Here is a 17,898-nt window from a genome sequence, read left to right on the forward strand (position 1 = left end):
GCGTCCCTTGCACGGGCGAAAGGTCACTCGGCCGCGGCGGCGTCGTCGCGCGCCAGCAGCCGGCGGGTGGCGCCGGCGACGTCGTCCTGGCGCATCAGGCTTTCGCCGATGAGGAAGGTGGAAATGCCGGAGTTGCCCATGCGGGCAAGATCGTGCGGCGTGAAGAGGCCGGATTCGCCCACCACCAGCCGGTCGGAGGGTACCATCGGCGCAAGCGCCTCGCTGGTCGCCAGATCGGTCTCGAAGGTGCGCAGATTGCGGTTGTTGATGCCGACGAGCGGAGAGGAGAGCAGCAGCGCCCGTTCCATCTCCACCGCGTCATGCACCTCGATCAGCACGTCCATGCCGAGGTCGAGCGCGGTATTCTCGAGCATCGCTGCGGTTTTGTCGTCGACGGCGGAGAGAATGATCAGGATGCAGTCGGCGCCCCAGGCACGCGCCTCGTAGACCTGATAGGTGTCGAAGAGAAAGTCCTTGCGCAGCGCCGGCAGGGAAGTCGCGCCGCGCGCGGCGGCGAGGAACTCCGGTGCGCCCTGGAACGAAGGTCCATCGGTCAGCACCGAAAGACAGGCCGCTCCGCCCTCTTCATAGGCGCGGGCAAGTGCGGGCGGGTCGAAATCGGGGCGGATCAGCCCCTTGGAAGGGCTTGCCTTCTTGATCTCCGCAATAAGACCGTAGTCGCCGGCGCGGCGCCGCGTGAGAAGCGCGTCGTAAAAGCCGCGCGGAGCGTCGGCGGCGGCCGCGCGCCGTTCGATCTCCGCCTGCGGCACACTGGCCTTCGCGGCGGCGATCTCCTCGCGCTTGTAGGCCTCGATCCGCTTGAGGATGTCAGTCATTGCCGCTCTCCCGGTTGGACACGGCGACAAGGCGCTTCAGCCGGTCGAGCGCGGCGCCATCGTCGATCGAGCGGGCGGCCATGGCCACGCCCTCGGCGAGCGTGCCCGCCTTGCCGGCGACCACCAGGGTCGCGCCGGCGTTCATCAGAACGGTGTCGCGATAGGCGCTCTTTTCGCCGTCGAGCACGCCCTTGAGCGCGACGGCGTTGTCCGCTGCCTCTCCGCCCTTCAGGTCCTCCGGCCGGCAGATCGGAAGGCCGACGTCGGCTGGCGAGATCTCGAAACTGCGGATCTCTCCACCCTTCAGCTCGGCGACGCTCGTGGTGCCGGTTCCGGTGATCTCGTCGAGGCCATCGGAGCCGTGCACCACCCAGGCGGCTTCGGAGCCGAGCGCATGCAGCACCTCGGCGATCGGCTCGACCCAGCGGCGCGCGAAGACACCGACCATCTGGCGCTTCACGCCGGCCGGATTGGAAAGCGGGCCGAGCAGGTTGAAGATCGTGCGCGTGCCGAGTTCGGCGCGGGCGGGGCCGACATGCTTCATCGCCGAATGGTGGTTCGGCGCGAACATGAAGCCGAGGCCCGTCTCGCGGATGCAGGTGGAGATCTGCGCCGGCGAGACCTCGATGTTGACGCCGAGCGCCATCAGGACGTCGGCAGCGCCCGATTTGGACGACAGCGAGCGGTTGCCGTGCTTGGCGACGGGCACGCCGCAGCCGGCGACGACGAAGGCCGAGCATGTGGAGATGTTGTAGCTGCCGGAGGCGTCGCCGCCGGTGCCCACCACGTCGACGGCATCTTCGGGAGCCGTGACCGGAAGCATCTTCGCCCGCATCGTCGCCACCGCGCCGGCGATCTCGTCGACGGTCTCGCCGCGAACCCGCAACGCCATCAGGAAACCGCCGATCTGGGACGGTGTGGCTGCGCCCGACATGATCACGTCGAATGCCTGGCGTGCTTCGGCGCGTGTCAGCGCGTTGCCGTCGGCCACCTTGGCGATCAGGGCCTTGAGGTTGCTCATCGTCTTTCCCCTCGCGCGTGCGCGCGCCCCGCGACTGGTGCGGGGCGCGGTCGCGTCAGCCCCCCTGGCCGATGACGCGGTTGATGTTGGCCTGGTTGAAGCTGACGCCGAGGCGCTTCTCGCGCTCCTGCACGTACTGGCCAATGACCGAGGTCTGGAGCGCCTGCGCGAGCCGCTGGTCGAGGGCGGCGATCTCGCCTGCCTCGCGGAAGAACGCAGGGACGCTCGTATCGGTCACGACGTAGACGTAGCGGGTGCCGTCAGGACCCGTGGCGGCGCCGGAGACGCCGACAGGGCCGGTGAAGGCACCGGAAACGGCAGCCTGGGGCAGCGGCGTGTCGGTCGAGGCGCGCTTGACGCCCTGCGCGGTCTTGACCTCCAGCCCCTTGCCGGCGGCGATCTGATCGAACGCACCGCCATCCTTGAGAGCGGTCTCGATCTCGGCGGCCATGGCGTCGAGCTTCTTGCCGCGCTCCTGCTCCTTCCAGGCGGCGACGACATCGGCGCGAACCTCGTCGAGCGTACGGTCGCGGGCCGGCGTCACCTTTGTGACCTCGAACCACATGAAGCCGTCGCGGCCGAGCTGCAGAACATCGGCCTCGACGCCGATGTCGCTCTCGAAGACATCTCCCACCAGCTCGGGAACGTCCGGTAGCTCGACGGCCTGGCCGTTCTCGCCCTTGCCGTCGCTGTCGAAGGCGGCGGGCGTCTCAAGCTTCAGCTTGAAGCGCTCGGCGACCTCGGCGAGCGTCGCGCCACCGGCGCGGGCATCCTCGATCTCGTCGTGCAGGTCGAGAATCTCGCGCTCGGCCTTGCGCAGCGCGACTTGCGTGCGAAGCTCGTCGGAGACATCGGCAAGCGGCGTCTTGTGGGCCGGCGTCACCTCGACGATGCGCAGCAGGACAGGAGCGAAACGGCCCTCGACAAGGCCGGAAACCTCACCCTCGCCAAGCGCGAAGGCGGCCTCGGCGATGGCCGGGTCGACCAGTTCAGCGCGGGTCAGCGAACCAAGGTCGATCTGGTCCGCGGTGGTGCCGAACTCGGTCAGGATCTCGTCGAAGCTCTTGCCCTCGGCAAGCAGCGCCTCGGCCTTTTTCCTGGCATCGGGTCCGGACAGGGTGAGCTGCAGGATGTGGCGGCGCTCCGGCTCTCCAAAGCGGTCGCCCGAGGCTTCGTATTCCTGCTTGATCTCGTCTTCCGTCACCTCATCGGGACGGGAGATCTCCTGCGGCGTCAGCTTCAGCAGCGAGACCGCGCGGTATTCGGGAGCCGCGAAGCGGGCCTTGTTGGCGTCGAAATAGGCCGACAGCGCCGCCTCGTCCGGATCGGCGATCTCGCCGGCCGATGACTTCGGCAGCACGACATAGGCGATCTTGCGCTCCTCGTTGGCGTGCCGGTTGAAGACCTCCAGCATCGGCGAGGGCGTGGTGATGCCGCCGCTGATCGAATCGGCGATCTGCCTGCGTTCCTCGAAGCGGCGGCGCTCGGCGATGAACTCGTCCTCGCTCATGCCGTTTGCCTGAAGCACGCGGGCCAGCAGGGCGCGGTCGAAGCCGCCGGCGTCGGGCCGCTGGAACGACGGTGCGCTCTGGATCAGCCTGACGAGTTCCTCGTTGGAGACGCCGAGATTGAGATCCGCCGCCGTCTGGTCGAGCGCGGCTTCCGCCACGAGCTGGCCAAGCACCTGGCCCGGCAGCCCGAAGGATGCGCCTTCCACGGTCGAAAGCGGTCGGCCGATGCTGCGGCCGATGCGCTGGAGCTCGCGCCGATAGGACAGGTCGAACTGCTCCAGCGACACGCTTTCGTCGCCGACAGTGGCCACCTTGTCGCTGCCGATCGTCAGCATGTTGCCTGAGATGCCCCAGACGGCGAAGCTCATCACGAGCAGCAGCATGAGGAGTTTTGAAATCCAGGACTTTGCGCCATTGCGCAGAGCATCGAGCATTGCGGCTTCCGTCGTTCTCGGGCGATAAAAAGGGTGCCGGTTCCGCAGGACGGTACCGAGGAGGGCGGATCATAGAGAGGCGCGGCTGCCGGGGCAAGGCGCTGCGAGGGCCGAAATCCACCCGCTTCGGCTTGATCGGATGGGAATTTCTGGTAGGCCACCCTTGGCCGTTCGCCCGCATCCGGCCGAGAGGGATCCGACGACGGGTCCGACCCCTGGGAGACACGACACATGACCACCGCGCTTCGTCCGCTGATCGCCGGAAACTGGAAGATGAACGGCCTTGCGGCCTCGCTCGCCGAGCTGGAGGCCGTTGCCGCGGGCATCGCCGGCGCCACGGTCGATGTGGCGATCTGCCCGCCGGCAACGCTCGTCGCGCGTGCTGCCGATGCGGCAGGGGGCACGCCCCTGCTGGTCGGCGGCCAGGATTGTCACGCCGCCGAAAACGGCGCGCATACCGGCGATATCTCGGCGGAAATGCTCAAGGACGCGGGCGCATCGCTGGTCATCGTCGGCCATTCGGAGCGCCGCGCCGACCATGGCGAGGGTGACGCCGCGGTGAAGGCCAAGGCCGAGGCGGTCTGGCGGGCCGGGCTCGTCGCCATCGTCTGCGTTGGCGAGAGCGAGGCCGAGCGCCGCGCGGGCGACGCGGAGGCTGTCGTCGGTCGCCAGCTCGCCGGGTCGCTGCCCGAGGGCGGTAATGGCGACAATCTCGTCGTCGCCTACGAGCCGATCTGGGCGATCGGCACCGGGTTGACGCCGACGGTCGAGGATGTCGCAGCGATGCACGCCTTTATGCGCCGCGAACTGATCGGGCGCTTCGGGGAGGCCGGTTCCGCGATCCGTCTGCTCTACGGCGGGTCGGTGAAGCCGGCGAATGCCGCGGAACTTCTTTCCGTTGCCGACGTCAATGGCGCCCTGGTGGGCGGTGCAAGCCTGAAGGCGGCGGATTTCCTCGGTATCGTTGCCGCGCTCGGTTGATTTTCGCGCCTCTTGCCTGGAGCCTTTGCCGTGTCTGCGGCGAGGGCGCGGTACGGGGTATTCGAGATGGTGCCCCTTTCGGGGACGAACAAGGGTGGAAAGACGCTCGGGCTTGGTGTAGAACCCGGCGCAATCCCCAATTCAAAGACTGGTTGTCGATGGAAACCGTTCTCATCGTTGTTCACCTGATGGTGGTGCTTTCACTGGTGCTCGTCGTTCTGCTGCAGCGCTCGGAAGGCGGCGCGCTCGGCATTGGCGGGGGCGGCGGCGGCATGATGTCCGCGCGCGGCAGCGCCAACGTGCTCACCCGTGCGACCGCGGTTCTCGCGGCTGTCTTCTTCGCCACGTCGCTGGCGCTTGCGATCGTTGCCCGCATGGGCGACCGCCCGGCCTCGATCCTCGATGCCGCGCCCGGAGCCCCCGTGGCGCCGGCCGCAGGCACGACGGGCACGGGCAACGGCGTCCTTGACCAGCTCAAGCCGCCGGCTCCGGCCGAGCCGCAGCCGAGCGGACCTCAGGTCCCCGCAGCCCAGTAAGGGCCGGCTGCCGGTCCTGCCGGCGACAAGCTTCTCGACGAATGCCCCGCGATGCGGTTCGCGGGGCATTTTCTTGTGTGTTAACTCAGTGTCGGGCGGACGAATCACTGCCCGCAGCGATATGGTATTTGTCCATGGCGCGTTACATCTTCATCACTGGCGGCGTGGTGTCTTCGCTCGGCAAGGGGCTTGCGTCTGCGGCCCTTGGAGCGCTTCTTCAGGCTCGCGGATACAGGGTCCGGCTGCGCAAGCTCGACCCCTACCTCAATGTCGATCCGGGCACGATGAGCCCGTATCAGCACGGCGAGTGCTTCGTAACCGACGACGGGGCGGAAACCGACCTCGATCTCGGCCATTACGAGCGCTTCACCGGTCGTCCCGCAAACAAGCAGGACAACATCACCACCGGGCGGATCTATCAGGAGATCATCGCCAAGGAGCGCCGCGGCGACTACCTGGGCGGCACGGTGCAGGTGATTCCCCATGTCACCGATGCGATCAAGGCCTTCGTGCTCGACGGCAACGAGGACTTCGACTTCGTGCTCTGCGAGATCGGCGGCACGGTTGGCGACATCGAGGGGCTTCCGTTCTTCGAGGCGATCCGCCAGCTCGGCAACGAGCTGCCGCGCGGCCATGCCGTCTATATCCACCTGACGCTGATGCCCTTCATCGCCACTGCGGGCGAGCTCAAGACCAAGCCGACGCAGCATTCGGTCAAGGAGCTGCGCTCCATCGGCATTCAGCCCGACATCCTGATGGTGCGCTGCGACCGCAAGATCCCGGACGGGGAGCGGCGCAAGCTGTCGCTGTTCTGCAATGTGCGCGAGAGCGCCATCGTGCCGGCGTATGACGTCAAGTCGATCTACGACGTGCCGATCGCCTATCACGAGGAAGGCCTCGACGAAGAGGTGCTTTCGGCCTTCGGAATCACCGGCGCGCCGGCGCTGGACCTGACCCGCTGGACCGAGATTTCCGAAAACCTCGCCAACCCCGAGGGCGAGGTGACCATCGCCATCGTCGGCAAGTACACGGTGCTCAAGGACGCCTACAAGTCGCTGATCGAGGCGCTTGTGCACGGCGGCATCGCCAATGGCGCGCGGGTGCGGACCGAGTGGATCGATTCCGAGATCTTCGAGAAGGAAGATCCGACGCCCTGGCTTGAGAACGTGCACGGCATCCTGGTGCCTGGCGGATTCGGCGAGCGCGGCGCGGAAGGCAAGATCGCCGCGGCGCGATTCGCACGCACCCACAAGGTTCCGTATTTCGGCATTTGCTTCGGCATGCAGATGGCGGTCATCGAGGCGGCGCGCAATCTCGCCGGCATCAAGGACGCCAACTCGACGGAGTTCGGCGAGACGCCTGAGCCCGTCGTCGGCCTGATGACGGAATGGTCGCGCGGCAACACGATGGAAGTGCGCAGCTCCGACGGCGAGATGGGCGGCACCATGCGCCTCGGCGCCTATCCGGCGCGGCTCGAGGCCGGTTCGCGGATTGCCGAGATCTATGGCAGCGAGCTGATTTCCGAGCGCCACCGTCATCGTTACGAAGTCAACATCGGCTATCGCCAGCGGCTGGAGGAGGCGGGCCTGCGCTTCGCGGGGACCTCTCCGGACGGGGAGCTGCCGGAGACCGTCGAGATCGACGATCATCCCTGGTATATCGGCGTGCAGTATCACCCCGAGCTGAAATCGCGGCCGTTCGAGCCGCATCCGCTGTTCGCCTCGTTCATCGCGGCGGCCATGGAGCAGAGCCGGCTGGTCTGACGGCCTTCCCGCGCCGGTCCCGGCGCGGGCACTTCTTGACCTGGAGGAGCCCATGCGGGCGCGTGGACTCGATCATCTCGTCTGGCCGGTGCGCGATCTTGATGCGGCAGCCAGCCGCCTTGAGCGCGTCGGCTTCACCGTGACGCCGCGCGCGCGCCACCCCTGGGGCACGGAAAACCGTCTGGTCCAGCTCGACGGTTTCTTCATCGAGCTGCTGTCGGTGGGCGAGGGGGCAATGATCCCCGAGACCTCCGAGCGGGTCTTCTCCTTCGGCGCGTTCAACCGCGATTTCCTCGCGCACGGCGAGGGCGGATCGATGATCGTGCTGGAGAGCGGTGATCCGCAGGCCGACCGGGACGATTTCCTTCGTGCCGGGCTCAAGGTGTTCGAGCCCTTTTCCTTCGGCCGGACGCAGGAGCTGGAGACGGGCGAGAAGCGCGAGGTCGGCTTTGATCTCACCTTCGTCGAGAACCCGTTCGACGCGGAGCTTGGTTATTTCACCTGCCGCAACCGCTTCCCCGCGAGTTTCTGGTCCAGGGCCTACATGACCCACGCCAATGGCGCGCAGGGTCTGGCAAGCCTCGTCCTGACCTGCGACGAACCGGCCTCCCAACACGAGTTTCTTTCTGCCTTCACGGGTGTGCGCGAGATGCGCGCGACCAGCCTCGGGCTTTCGGTCGAGACGCCGCGCGGCGAGATCCGCGTGCTGACGCCGGCGGCCTACGCGGCGCTTTTCGGCGACAGCGCTCCGGCACCGAAGGACGGACTGCGTATCGCGGCGCTGGTGATCGAGGGGGCGGACCGCCGCGCTCTTGGCGAACGCCTCGCGGATCAGGGCATTGCCCATGGCGAAACACCGGAGGGTCTTCGGATCCCCGCAAGCGACGGCAATGGCGTCGCGCTTGTTTTTGTCTGACGCCCGCGTGTAGGCTTTCCTCTGCGGGAACCGGCTGGGGGATCGGGCGCAAGGCGTCCGCGCCCGAGGCCTTGCCGGCGAATTGAAAAGGGACGGATCGATACATGTCTGCCATGCCTAAGCTGTCGGTGCCCGCGGCCGCGACGGGGCTCGCGCTCCTGCTGCTCTCCGCGTGCAGCCCTTCCGACGACACCGCCGCGCCCAAGGCGCAGCCGCCGACGGTCTCCGTCGCCGCCGCCGTCGAGCAGGACGTGCGTCAGTCGGTCGAGTTCGTCGGCCAGATCCAGGCGATCGACGACGTGCAGATCCTCGCCCGCGTTTCGGGCTTTCTTGAGACAAAGAACGTCGCTGACGGCGCGATGGTGAAAAAGGGAGAGCTTCTCTTCACCATCGAGAAGACCTCCTATGAGGCAGCCGTCGCGTCCGCCGAGGCGGATCTCGCCAACACCAAGGCCAGCGCGGCGCTGCAGGCCGCCGACCTCGAGCGCGATACGGACCTCTACCAGAAGGGCCATATCTCCAAGGCCAAGTTCGATGCGACCAATGCCTCCAAGGAGCAGGCGGACGCCAATGTCGACGCCTCCCAGGCGCGGCTGAAGACCGCCGAGCTCAACCTTAGCTACACCAAGATCTCCGCGCCCTTCGACGGCCAGATCAGCAAGACCGCCTTCAGCGTCGGCGACGTCGTCGGCCCCACTTCGGGCCCGATCACCCGCCTGGTCAGCAAGGCGCCGGTCTATGTGAATTTCGCCATCAGCGAGAAGGACTATCTCGACACGATGCAGGGCGGAGGCAAGGCCGGCGACATGGTCGCCGAGAATGTTCCGGACGTGCATCTGGTGCTGCCCAACGGCGACAAATACGGCGAAAACGGTGAAATCGTCTTCATCGACAACGCGGTCGATTCGAGGACCGGCACGATCTCGATCCGCGCCCGCTTCGTGAACAAGAACCTGCTGCTGGTTCCCGGCACCTTCGTCACGGTGGTGATCGAGGCCGCCAAGGGCCAGAAGGCGCTTGTGATTCCGCAGGCGGCGATCCAGCGCGACCAGCGCGGCGCCTTCGTGCTCGCGGTCAACGACAAGAACCTTGTCGAGCAGCGTTACGTCGAGCTTGGCCAGCAGGTGGACACGAATTTCGTCGTCACCAAGGGGCTCCAGCAGGGCGAGCGGGTCATCACCCTCGGGCTGCAGAAGGTCCGTCCTGGCGTGCCGGTGCAGACCGCCCCCGACGCCAAGCCGGTGGAGTAGACCCCGATGTTCTCGCGGACCTTCATCTACCGGCCGAAATTCGCGCTGGTCATCTCGATCGTCATCACCATCGCGGGTGTGCTCGGCTACATCTCGCTGCCGGTCGAGCAGTTTCCGAACATCACCCCGCCGGTGGTAAGCGTCTCCGCGACCTATTCGGGCGCCAGCGCCCAGGTGGTCGAGGAAACCGTGGCGGCGCCGCTCGAGGAGCAGGTCAACGGCGTCGACAACATGATCTACATGTCGTCGAACAGCACCGACAACGGCAGCTATTCGCTCAACGTCACCTTCGAGGTCGGGACGGATCCGGACATCGCCACGGTGAACGTGCAGAACCGCGTCGCGCAGGCAACCAGCATGCTGCCGCAGGACGTGACCAAGAACGGCGTGACGGTGCAGAAAGCCTCCACCAACATGCTGCTCGTGGTCACGCTCTATTCGCCGAACAACACCTATGACGAGGTGTTCATGGCGAACTATGCGTCGATCAACCTGAAGGACGCGCTCGCCCGTATTCCGGGCGTCGGCAAGGCCGACGTGCTGACCGACTTCGCCTATGGCATGCGCATCTGGCTCGACCCGGATCGCCTGTCGAGCCTGAAGATGACGCCCGGCGACTTCATCTCGGCCATCAGCGAACAGAACGTGCAGGTCGCCGCCGGCCAGATCGGCGCGCCACCGGTGCCCGAGGGGCAGCAGTTCCAGTACACGGTGAAGGCCAAGGGACGTCTGTCGACGCCCGAGGAGTTCAAGCAGATCATCCTGCGCACGGGCGCGGATGGTGCGCTGGTGCGCGTCGGCGATGTGGCGCGGGTCGATCTGGGCTCCCAGTTCTATTCCGCCAACGGTCGTTTCGACGGCCGTCCCTCCACGGTTCTCGCTGTCTACCAGGCGCCTGGCGCAAACGCGCTGGACGTCGCCGATGGCGTGCGTGCCAAGCTCGACGAACTGTCGAAGTCGTTCCCGGACGATCTCTCCTACGCCATTCCCTTCGACACGACCGAATTCGTGCAGCGTTCGCTCGACGACGTGGTGATGACGCTTGCCATCACCTTCGCGCTCGTCGTCGCCGTCGTCTTCATCTTCCTGGGCAACTGGCGTGCGACGATCATCCCGACCATCGCCATTCCGGTGTCGCTGATCGGCACCTTCGCGGTGCTTCTGGCGGCGGGAATGTCGCTCAACACCATCAGCCTTTTCGCGCTGGTGCTGGCCATCGGCATCGTCGTCGACGATGCCATTATCGTGGTCGAGAATGTCGAGCGCATCATCAACGACGAGGGTCTCTCGCCGCGCGAGGCGACCGTCAAGGCGATGACGCAGATCACCACGCCGGTGATCGCGACGACGCTGGTGCTGCTTGCCGTCTTCGTTCCGACGATCTTCATGCCCGGCATCACCGGGCGTCTCTACTCCCAGTTCGCGATCACCATCTCGGTGTCGGTGTTGATCTCCTCGATCAACGCGCTGACGCTCTCACCGGCGCTCTGCGGCCTCATCCTGCGCGCCCGCAAGGGCCCGTCGACGGGCATCTTCGCTCTCTTCGACAAGGTGATCGGGGCAGCGCGCGATGGCTACGTGGGCGTTGTCTCGCGCCTTCTGCCGCGCTCCTTCATCGGGCTTCTGGCGGTTGCCTTCGCCGTCGGCGGCATCGTGTTCCTCGACGGCAAGCTGCCCAAGGGCTTCCTGCCGCTCGAGGATCAGGGCTACCTGATGGTCGATGTGCAACTGCCCGATGGCGCGGCGCTGCCGCGGACCGGCGTCATCACCGCCGACATGGAAGACAGGCTCAAGAAGGTCGACGGCGTCCAGCATGTGATCACCGTCAACGGCTTCTCGATCCTCAACTCCGGCCTGTCGACCAACACCGCGATGGTGATCGTCAAGCTCACCAACTGGAACCAGCGCGAGGCGCCCTCGCTCAGTGCGGATGCGATCCTGGCCGAGCTCTGGCGGGATTTCTCGACCATTTCGGGGGCCAACATCATCGCCTTCAACGCCCCGCCGATCCCGGGTCTGGGAACGACCGCGGGCGTGGAGATGAAGGTGCAGCAGACCGGCGGCGGCACGCCGCAGGACCTGGCATCGGCCATCGGCTCGATGGTCTATTCGTCCAACCAAATGCCGTCCGTCGCGCAGGCCTACTCGACCTTCCGGGCCAATGTGCCGCAGCTCTTCGTTGACCTCGATCGGTCCCGGGCGAAGCTGCTGGGTGTGGCGATCACGGATGTGTTCAGCACGCTGCAGTCCTACCTCGGGTCCTACTACGTCAACGATTTCAACCTCTTCGGACGTGTTTACAAGGTCATGATTCAGGCCGAGGGCCGGTTCCGTGACCGTCCGGAGGACATCGGCCGGCTCTATGTGCGCTCGCAGGCGGGCGACATGGTGCCGCTGCGCGCGCTGGTCCAGGTCGATACGGTGCTCGGGCCGCAGATCCTGAACCGCTACAACATGTTCCGCGCGGCGTCGGTGAATGCTTCGCCCACGGCGGGTGCTTCGACCGGCTCGGTCATGACGGAAATGGCGACGACGGCGCAGGAAGCGCTTCCCTCCGGCTACACCTTCGAGTGGACCGGCACTGCGCTGCAACAGCAGGGTTCGGGCGCGATTGTCGTCTTCGTGCTGCTGTTGTCGGTGCTCTTCGCCTATCTCTTCCTCGTCGCCCAATACGAGAGCTGGACGATGCCGGTGGCGATCCTGCTGACGGTGTCGATCGCGGTTCTCGGTGCCTTTGTGGCGGTGATGGTGACCGGTCGCGACGTGAACCTCTACACGCAGATCGGCATCATCATGCTCGTCGGCCTTGGCGCCAAGAACGCCATTCTGATCGTCGAGTTCGCCATGGAGGAGCGCGCCGCCGGCCGTTCCATCCGCGAGGCGGCGCGCAAGGCGGCGCATCTGCGGTTCCGCGCGGTGATGATGACGGCTTTGGCCTTCCTGCTCGGCGTTGTCCCGCTGCTGACGGCGAACGGAGCGGGTGCGGCCAGCCAGCAGGCCATCGGCTTCGCCGTCTTCGGCGGCATGGCCTTTGCCACCCTGTTTGGCGTCGTCTTCGTGCCGGTGCTCTATGTGGTCATGCAGATCCTGCGCGAGCGGGCCAAGGGCATCTACAAGGGCATCGACGCCGAGAGCGAGCCGGAAAGCCCGGAAGCGGCGAAAGCCGCGCCGGCCTGATCGGGCCGGCGCCTCGCGGTTTCCCAGGATTCGAACGGGCAGGGGGGCTTGCGCTTCCTGCCCGTTTCGCGTTCCGGGGTGGCGCATTTTCCTGTCCCGATCCGCGGCCGGGGTGCCGGATTTGTGGGAAGCGGCCGATACCCCCTTGTCTTGGCCCGCGCGCGTTGTTACAGGAAACGCGTCGTGAGCCTGTAGCTCAGTTGGTAGAGCAACTGACTTTTAATCAGTAGGTCCAGGGTTCGAGCCCCTGCGGGCTCACCACTCCCTCCTTTTCGAAGCACCGTCGGCCAGAGCGTGCGTGCCGCACCGCGCTGGCGCGTGGCCGCTGCTGTTTTCCTGTGTTTTCCGCTGTTTATCGCTCCGGTAGCGATCTGACATTGCCTGCAACCGGTTTAACTATTTATAATCGTCGCCCGTCTACAATGGCTCTCGTGGAGGAGAGCGAGCCGTTGGTGGCGGGAGGATCGACAGGAGCCGGGCCAGACCCGTCTTGCGTCTCCAGATGCCAGTGCGTGCCCGTCGCAACGCGGCGAACATGCCGACCTTTCTGACGGAATTGGAGCCGGCAATGACCGACGGATCGGACGGAAATACGCCGAGCGGCGCGGAGTTCGAGTTCCTCAAGGGACACATCGCCGCGACCATGGCGCTGATTCACGGGTTGATCGCGCAGGGCGCGCTCGACCGGCTGGCGCTCGATGATTTCTTCACCGACTATCTCAGCCAGCTTCCGCATACGCGCGAGACACTGGCGTTGCGGCTTGTGATCGATCAGTGGCGTCAGGGGTTGCGCGAGGGGCAGGACGAGGCCGTTCTGCGTCGGCATTTCCTTGAGGTCATCCAGGGCGGACGCAAGCCGGAGTGACGGTCGGCTGAGGCCCGACTGACGGCGTCGCCCTCAATTCGATGTCTCAGTCGCTCTTGCCACAACGCTCAGCCACGCCCTCCGCGCCATGACAGGCCCATACGTTCCGCCAGACCGGTGAGCGATCCCTCGATCAGCCATTGCAGTCCCAGGCGGCTGCCGAGCGCGATTGCAGCGATGGTCACCGGTGCGGAGACCGAGAGCGTCGAGGCGGCGGTGAGACCCTGGCCGACCGTGCAGCCGAAGGCGAGAATGCCCCCCGTTCCCATCAGGAAGGCGCCGACCATATGGCGGCGCAGCTCACGAACGTCGTCGCAGGCCTCCCAGCGGAATTCACGCCGGATCTGCGCGCCGGCGAAAGCGCCGGCGACAACGCCGAAGACCGAGCCGATGCCGAAATCGAGCGTCGCTCCGGAGAAGGTCATCAGATAGACAAGGGTCTCGCCAAGCGGGCGGACGAAGGTGAAGGAGACGGGGCGCTGCGGGGCAAAGGGATCAGCCCCCAGAACGCAGGTCGCAAGCCATCCGCCGGTGATCGCAAGACCGACCGCAAGTCCGCTCATCCAATAGCGTTTCCGGCCCAGGACGGCGCCGCCGCGTAAGGACCAGACCGCCAGCGCCGCGGCAATCAGAAGTCCGATGACGGGGCCGGTGTCGATGCCCAGCAGCCGGTCGACGATGTCGTCGAGGGCGGGGCCGGTTTCGCGCGCGACCGTGAGCGGCTCGACGAATCGCAGCCGCAGCATTCCGGTGATTCCGCCCATCGCCATATAGGCGGAAATGCCCATCACCAAAAAGCTGACCAGGGCGCGCAGGTCGCCGCCGCCGATGCGTGCCAGCGTGCCGAAACCGCAGGTTCCGACCAGTGCCATGCCGATGCCGAACATCAGTCCGCCGAGGATGGCGCCGAACCAGGGAAAGCCGCGCGACAGGTAGATCGAGTGCCGGAGGTCAAGGATGCCGGCGTGGGCGAGAACCTGGGTGAGGGCGAGGGCAACCGCGATGGCGAGCGCCCAGCTCTTGAGACGGCGCGTGTCGTGCCCGAGGAAAGCGTCCTCCAGCGCGCCCATCGCGCAGAAGCGGCCGGCGCGGGCGGCAAGCCCGAGGACAGCGCCGCCGGCAAAGCCGCAGGCCGCCATCACCTGTGGTGTCGTGAAATCCATCGCCGCGCCTCCCCACGCAACACCGGATACGGTCAGGCCATTGATTTGTATGAGTTCTGTTGGCCTTCTCGCATCAATCCCTGCAGAAAACGTCGTAGACGGTCTCGATCACCTTGCGAGCGTCCTCGTTGGCGAGGCTGTAGTATACCGTCTTTCCCTCGCGCCGCGTGGTCACGAGCTTGTCCATGCGCAGGCGTGCGAGCTGCTGCGAAACGGTCGGCTGGCGAAGCGACAGGAGCGCCTCAAGCTCGGTGACCGATTTCTCGCCCTCGGAGAGGATACACAGGATCAGCAGCCGGCTTTCATGGGCGATCGCCTTGAGGAAATCGCTCGCCTTGCGGGCGTTGTCGATGATCTTGTCGAGTTCGGAGGAGCATTCCAGATCCTCCACGCGCGGAAGTGCCACGCAGTTCTCCTTCATTCGATCAATGGCCTAGGGTGGCCTGAAACCTTGTTGGAACAAGGGCTTGGGCGTATTCGCTCAAGATCTGATTCCGCTTGCCGGGCTAGCCCGCCGGGTCCACGCCGGCCGGCTTTCGTGCCTGAAACCGCGCGACCATCTCGCCGAGCAGGCCCCAGAAGAAATCCTCTCCCGGATACCCGCGGATCCGCCCGTATTCGACCCCTTCATGCACCAGCGCGAAGCTGGGCGTGAAGCGCTCGCCGCGCATCCAGGCGAGATCTTCCGGCATTGGCGCGTGAATGTCGACGCGGCGAAGCGGCGCAAGGTGCCCTTCGTCGGACTTCGGATAGATCGGTCCGATCTCGGCGTTCCAGCGCGCGCACCATTCGCAGCCGCGCTGTTCGAACATGATCAGTTCGGCAGCCGTCGCGGCGCCAATTCGCGGCAATTCCAGCAAGATCAGAGCCAGAATTACGAAAATCTGTCGTGTTCTCGTCACGGCTGTCCATCGCTCGCGCAAAGTTGAGGCGGGTTCGTGTTCCCGCTTGCTTATAACAGGGTACGCGATTCATATGCAAAAGTCAGAATACGAAATGGCGACTCGCTGTCACATTGTCGCGGGGCGCCGGACATGCGAGGACGCTGCGGGCGCGCGGGCCGGAATGAGATCTTCCGGCTGCCGACGCACCGGACGCCGTCCGTGAAACAGGAGCGCATGAATGTTTGACGACGTGACCATCGCCGGCGCCTTTCTGGCCGGGCTCCTGTCCTTCGTGTCGCCCTGTGTGCTGCCGCTGGTGCCCCCCTATCTTGGCTTCCTGGCCGGCGTCTCGCTGGACGAACTGACCGGGGAGGGCGAGAAGAAGGCCGATCCGCGCCGCATTTTCTTCGCCTCGCTGGCCTTCGTCCTCGGCTTCTCGACCGTCTTCGTCGCCCTGGGAGCGAGCGCCTCCTTCATCGGCCAGTTCGTGACCCAGCACATGCAGGTGCTGGGCTACATCGCCGGCGTGGCGATCATCGCCATGGGGCTGCACTTCCTCGGCGTCTTTCGCATCGCGTTTCTCTACCGGGAGGCCCGCGTTCAGGTGGACCGCAAGCCCGCCGGCCTGATCGGCGCCTATGTGATCGGCCTTGCCTTTGCCTTCGGCTGGACACCCTGCGTTGGTCCGATCCTGGCTTCGATCCTGTTCGTCGCCGGCAGCGAGGCCTCGGTGCTGCACGGCGCGGTGCTGCTGGCCGCCTATGCACTGGGAATCGGTGTGCCGTTTCTGGTCGCCAGTCTTTTCGCCGGTCCGTTCATGCGCTTCATGGGGCGCTTCCGTCGGCACATGTCGACGGTGGAGAAGGTGATGGGCGTGTTCCTGATTCTCACCGGTCTCGCTTTCATGACCGGTCAGATGGCGCGTGTCTCGTTCTGGCTTCTCGATACCTTTCCGGCACTTGCCGTCATCGGCTGAGCGGCCGCAGCCCGTTTCCGCGGCGGCGAGGAGACGCGCGCGCCGACGCATGTTCATATCCGATGACGCATTCTCATAATTGAATATGTGAATTGATCGCCCTTCGCATTGCTGCTAGGCTTCCCTCATGCCGTGGCACAACGGCGGGAGAGAGAGATAATGACCGGTTCAACCGGCAGAGGGAAGGAACAACGCCTATGAGCCTCATTCGTCGGGGTATGGGGATCGCCTGCGCGCTTGTACTCAGCGCTGCCGCGGCCTCCGCCGAAGAGCTGGTCTCCTATGACATCGTCGATGGAACGATCCCGAAGTCGCTGACCGGCGTGGCGGGTGATCCGGATGCCGGGCGCGCGGCGATGATCGACCGCAAGCTTGGCAACTGCATCGCCTGCCATACGGCGGAAGCGCTGGCGGACCAGCCGTTCCACGGCGATGTCGGGCCTCCGCTCGACGGCGTCGCCGACCGCTGGGACCAGGCGGCGCTGCGGCTGATCATCGTCAACGCCAAGAACGTCTACGACGGCACGATCATGCCGGCCTTCTACCGCAACGAAGGCTTCGTCCGCGTGGGGTCGGACTTCAAGGGCAAGTCGATCCTGACCGCGCAACAGGTCGAGGACGTGGTCGCCTATCTGATGACGCTGAAGGACTGACGTCCGGCGCGCCGGAGCGGCCATCCGCTTCGGGCAAACCCGTGAGGAAACGCAAATGACATTGACACGACGCCAGGCACTCGCGCTGGGTGCCGGAGCCGCAGTGCTGACCGTCGCCGGACTTCCGGCGTTCGCCTTGGCGGACGATGCCAAGGTGCAGGCGGCGATCGACGCCTTTACCGGCGGCACGGCCCCCGAGGAGGGAACGGTCTCGCTGACGGCCCCCGAGATCGCTGAGAACGGCAATACGGTCCCGGTCGGCGTGAGCGTCGACAGCCCGATGACCGATGAGGACCATGTCACGGACGTGATCCTGCTCGCCGCCGGCAACCCGGCCCCGGGCGTCGCCACGTTCCACTTCACGCCGATGTCGGGCGCGGCCGAGGCCACCACCCGCATGCGGCTCGCCAAGACGCAGGACGTGATCGCGCTGGCGAAGACGTCGACTGGCAAGGTCTATGTGGATCGCAAGACGGTCAAGGTGACGATCGGCGGCTGCGGCGGCTGAGCGCTGCCCCTGCTTTCGTGAAATTCAACGCTGCAAGGAGCGTGACATGGCGAATTCCAAGCCCCGCGTGAAGGTGCCCAAGAAGGCATCGAAGGACGAGGTCATCCAGATCAAGACGCTGATCTCGCACAAGATGGAGTCGGGCCAGCGCAAGGACGCCGACGGCAAGATCATCCCGCGCCAGATCATCAACAAGTTCACCTGCGAGTTCAACGGCAAGCCCGTGTTCTCGTGCGATCTCGATCCGGCGATCTCGGCCAACCCCTATCTGGAGTTCAACGCGAAGGTGCCGGAGAGCGGCACGTTCAAGTTCACCTGGGTGGATGACGACGGATCGATCTACGAGACGGAATCGAAGATCGCCGTCGAGTGATTGCAAGACGGCCGGTGTCGGGAGCACCGGCCGTGCCCGCCTCGGGCAGGC

General features: G+C 65.8%; 17 protein-coding genes and 1 tRNA gene. 12 read left to right on the plus strand and 6 right to left on the minus strand.

The genetic code is table 11. From position 1 onward, the window contains the following. Positions 1-23: 23 nt before the first annotated feature. From trpC to ACSLUQ_RS06290, 3 genes are read right to left on the minus strand one after another with little or no spacing between them, the layout of a single operon-like run. Complete coding sequence (trpC, locus tag ACSLUQ_RS06280) at positions 24-836, minus strand: indole-3-glycerol phosphate synthase TrpC (RefSeq protein WP_461807994.1); 813 nt, start codon at positions 834-836, stop codon at positions 24-26. After that, positions 829-1,857, minus strand: a complete 1,029-nt coding sequence (gene trpD / locus ACSLUQ_RS06285) for an anthranilate phosphoribosyltransferase (protein WP_461807995.1) — start codon at positions 1,855-1,857, stop codon at positions 829-831. The genes trpC and trpD overlap by 8 nt, the downstream gene beginning before the upstream one ends. 55 nt (positions 1,858-1,912) lie before the next feature. Next, on the minus strand, positions 1,913-3,802 hold the full coding sequence (locus ACSLUQ_RS06290) for a peptidylprolyl isomerase (protein ID WP_461807996.1): 1,890 nt from the start codon (positions 3,800-3,802) through the stop codon (positions 1,913-1,915). A gap of 231 nt (positions 3,803-4,033) precedes the next feature. Here ACSLUQ_RS06290 and tpiA point away from each other — a divergent pair, with 231 nt between their 5' ends. The 8 genes from tpiA to ACSLUQ_RS06330 all read left to right on the plus strand — a co-directional run bounded on the left by tpiA (position 4,034) and on the right by ACSLUQ_RS06330 (position 13,290). Further along, positions 4,034-4,783, plus strand: coding sequence for a triose-phosphate isomerase (gene tpiA, locus ACSLUQ_RS06295; protein WP_461807997.1), 750 nt, complete (start codon positions 4,034-4,036; stop codon positions 4,781-4,783). 158 nt (positions 4,784-4,941) lie between these two features. Next, positions 4,942-5,319, plus strand: a complete 378-nt coding sequence (secG, locus tag ACSLUQ_RS06300; RefSeq protein ID WP_417773237.1) for a preprotein translocase subunit SecG — start codon at positions 4,942-4,944, stop codon at positions 5,317-5,319. A 134-nt stretch (positions 5,320-5,453) separates the two neighbouring features. Next, a complete protein-coding gene (locus ACSLUQ_RS06305; RefSeq protein ID WP_417773238.1) occupies positions 5,454-7,082 on the plus strand; it encodes a CTP synthase in 1,629 nt (542 codons plus the stop codon). Positions 7,083-7,134: 52 nt separating this feature from the next. After that, positions 7,135-7,998, plus strand: coding sequence for a VOC family protein (locus ACSLUQ_RS06310; protein WP_417773239.1), 864 nt, complete (start codon positions 7,135-7,137; stop codon positions 7,996-7,998). A 104-nt stretch (positions 7,999-8,102) separates the two neighbouring features. Then, positions 8,103-9,248 carry an efflux RND transporter periplasmic adaptor subunit gene (locus tag ACSLUQ_RS06315; RefSeq protein WP_461807998.1) on the plus strand — a complete coding sequence of 382 codons (1,146 nt, stop codon included), beginning with the start codon at positions 8,103-8,105 and terminating at the stop codon, positions 9,246-9,248. 6 nt (positions 9,249-9,254) lie between these two features. Next, positions 9,255-12,425, plus strand: a complete 3,171-nt coding sequence (locus tag ACSLUQ_RS06320; RefSeq protein ID WP_461807999.1) for an efflux RND transporter permease subunit — start codon at positions 9,255-9,257, stop codon at positions 12,423-12,425. A 185-nt stretch (positions 12,426-12,610) separates the two neighbouring features. Then, a tRNA-Lys gene (locus ACSLUQ_RS06325) sits at positions 12,611-12,686 on the plus strand. 307 nt (positions 12,687-12,993) lie between these two features. Next, positions 12,994-13,290: a hypothetical protein gene (locus ACSLUQ_RS06330; protein WP_417773242.1), complete on the plus strand. Its 297-nt coding sequence runs from the start codon at positions 12,994-12,996 to the stop codon at positions 13,288-13,290. Between the two features lie 68 nt (positions 13,291-13,358). Here ACSLUQ_RS06330 and ACSLUQ_RS06335 read toward each other — a convergent pair whose 3' ends face one another. The 3 genes from ACSLUQ_RS06335 to ACSLUQ_RS06345 form a co-directional block, all read right to left on the minus strand. Next, complete coding sequence (locus tag ACSLUQ_RS06335) at positions 13,359-14,453, minus strand: YeeE/YedE family protein (protein ID WP_461808000.1); 1,095 nt, start codon at positions 14,451-14,453, stop codon at positions 13,359-13,361. A 73-nt stretch (positions 14,454-14,526) separates the two neighbouring features. Continuing rightward, on the minus strand, positions 14,527-14,859 hold the full coding sequence (locus ACSLUQ_RS06340) for an ArsR/SmtB family transcription factor (protein ID WP_417773244.1): 333 nt from the start codon (positions 14,857-14,859) through the stop codon (positions 14,527-14,529). A gap of 100 nt (positions 14,860-14,959) precedes the next feature. Then, positions 14,960-15,265, minus strand: coding sequence for a thioredoxin domain-containing protein (locus tag ACSLUQ_RS06345; RefSeq protein ID WP_461808001.1), 306 nt, complete (start codon positions 15,263-15,265; stop codon positions 14,960-14,962). A gap of 310 nt (positions 15,266-15,575) precedes the next feature. On the opposite strand from ACSLUQ_RS06345, the gene ACSLUQ_RS06350 reads away from it, so the two are divergent. From ACSLUQ_RS06350 to soxZ, 4 genes are all read left to right on the plus strand, one after another. Next, complete coding sequence (locus ACSLUQ_RS06350; RefSeq protein WP_417773246.1) at positions 15,576-16,313, plus strand: cytochrome c biogenesis CcdA family protein; 738 nt, start codon at positions 15,576-15,578, stop codon at positions 16,311-16,313. A 197-nt stretch (positions 16,314-16,510) separates the two neighbouring features. Further along, positions 16,511-16,966 (plus strand): sulfur oxidation c-type cytochrome SoxX, encoded by a 456-nt coding sequence (gene soxX / locus ACSLUQ_RS06355; RefSeq protein WP_461808002.1) that lies wholly within the window; start codon positions 16,511-16,513, stop codon positions 16,964-16,966. A 55-nt stretch (positions 16,967-17,021) separates the two neighbouring features. After that, a complete protein-coding gene (gene soxY / locus ACSLUQ_RS06360) occupies positions 17,022-17,474 on the plus strand; it encodes a thiosulfate oxidation carrier protein SoxY (protein ID WP_417773248.1) in 453 nt (150 codons plus the stop codon). A 46-nt stretch (positions 17,475-17,520) separates the two neighbouring features. Further along, positions 17,521-17,847, plus strand: coding sequence for a thiosulfate oxidation carrier complex protein SoxZ (gene soxZ / locus ACSLUQ_RS06365; protein WP_417773249.1), 327 nt, complete (start codon positions 17,521-17,523; stop codon positions 17,845-17,847). Positions 17,848-17,898 lie beyond the last annotated feature (51 nt).

Source organism: Stappia sp. ICDLI1TA098 (assembly GCF_054880955.1).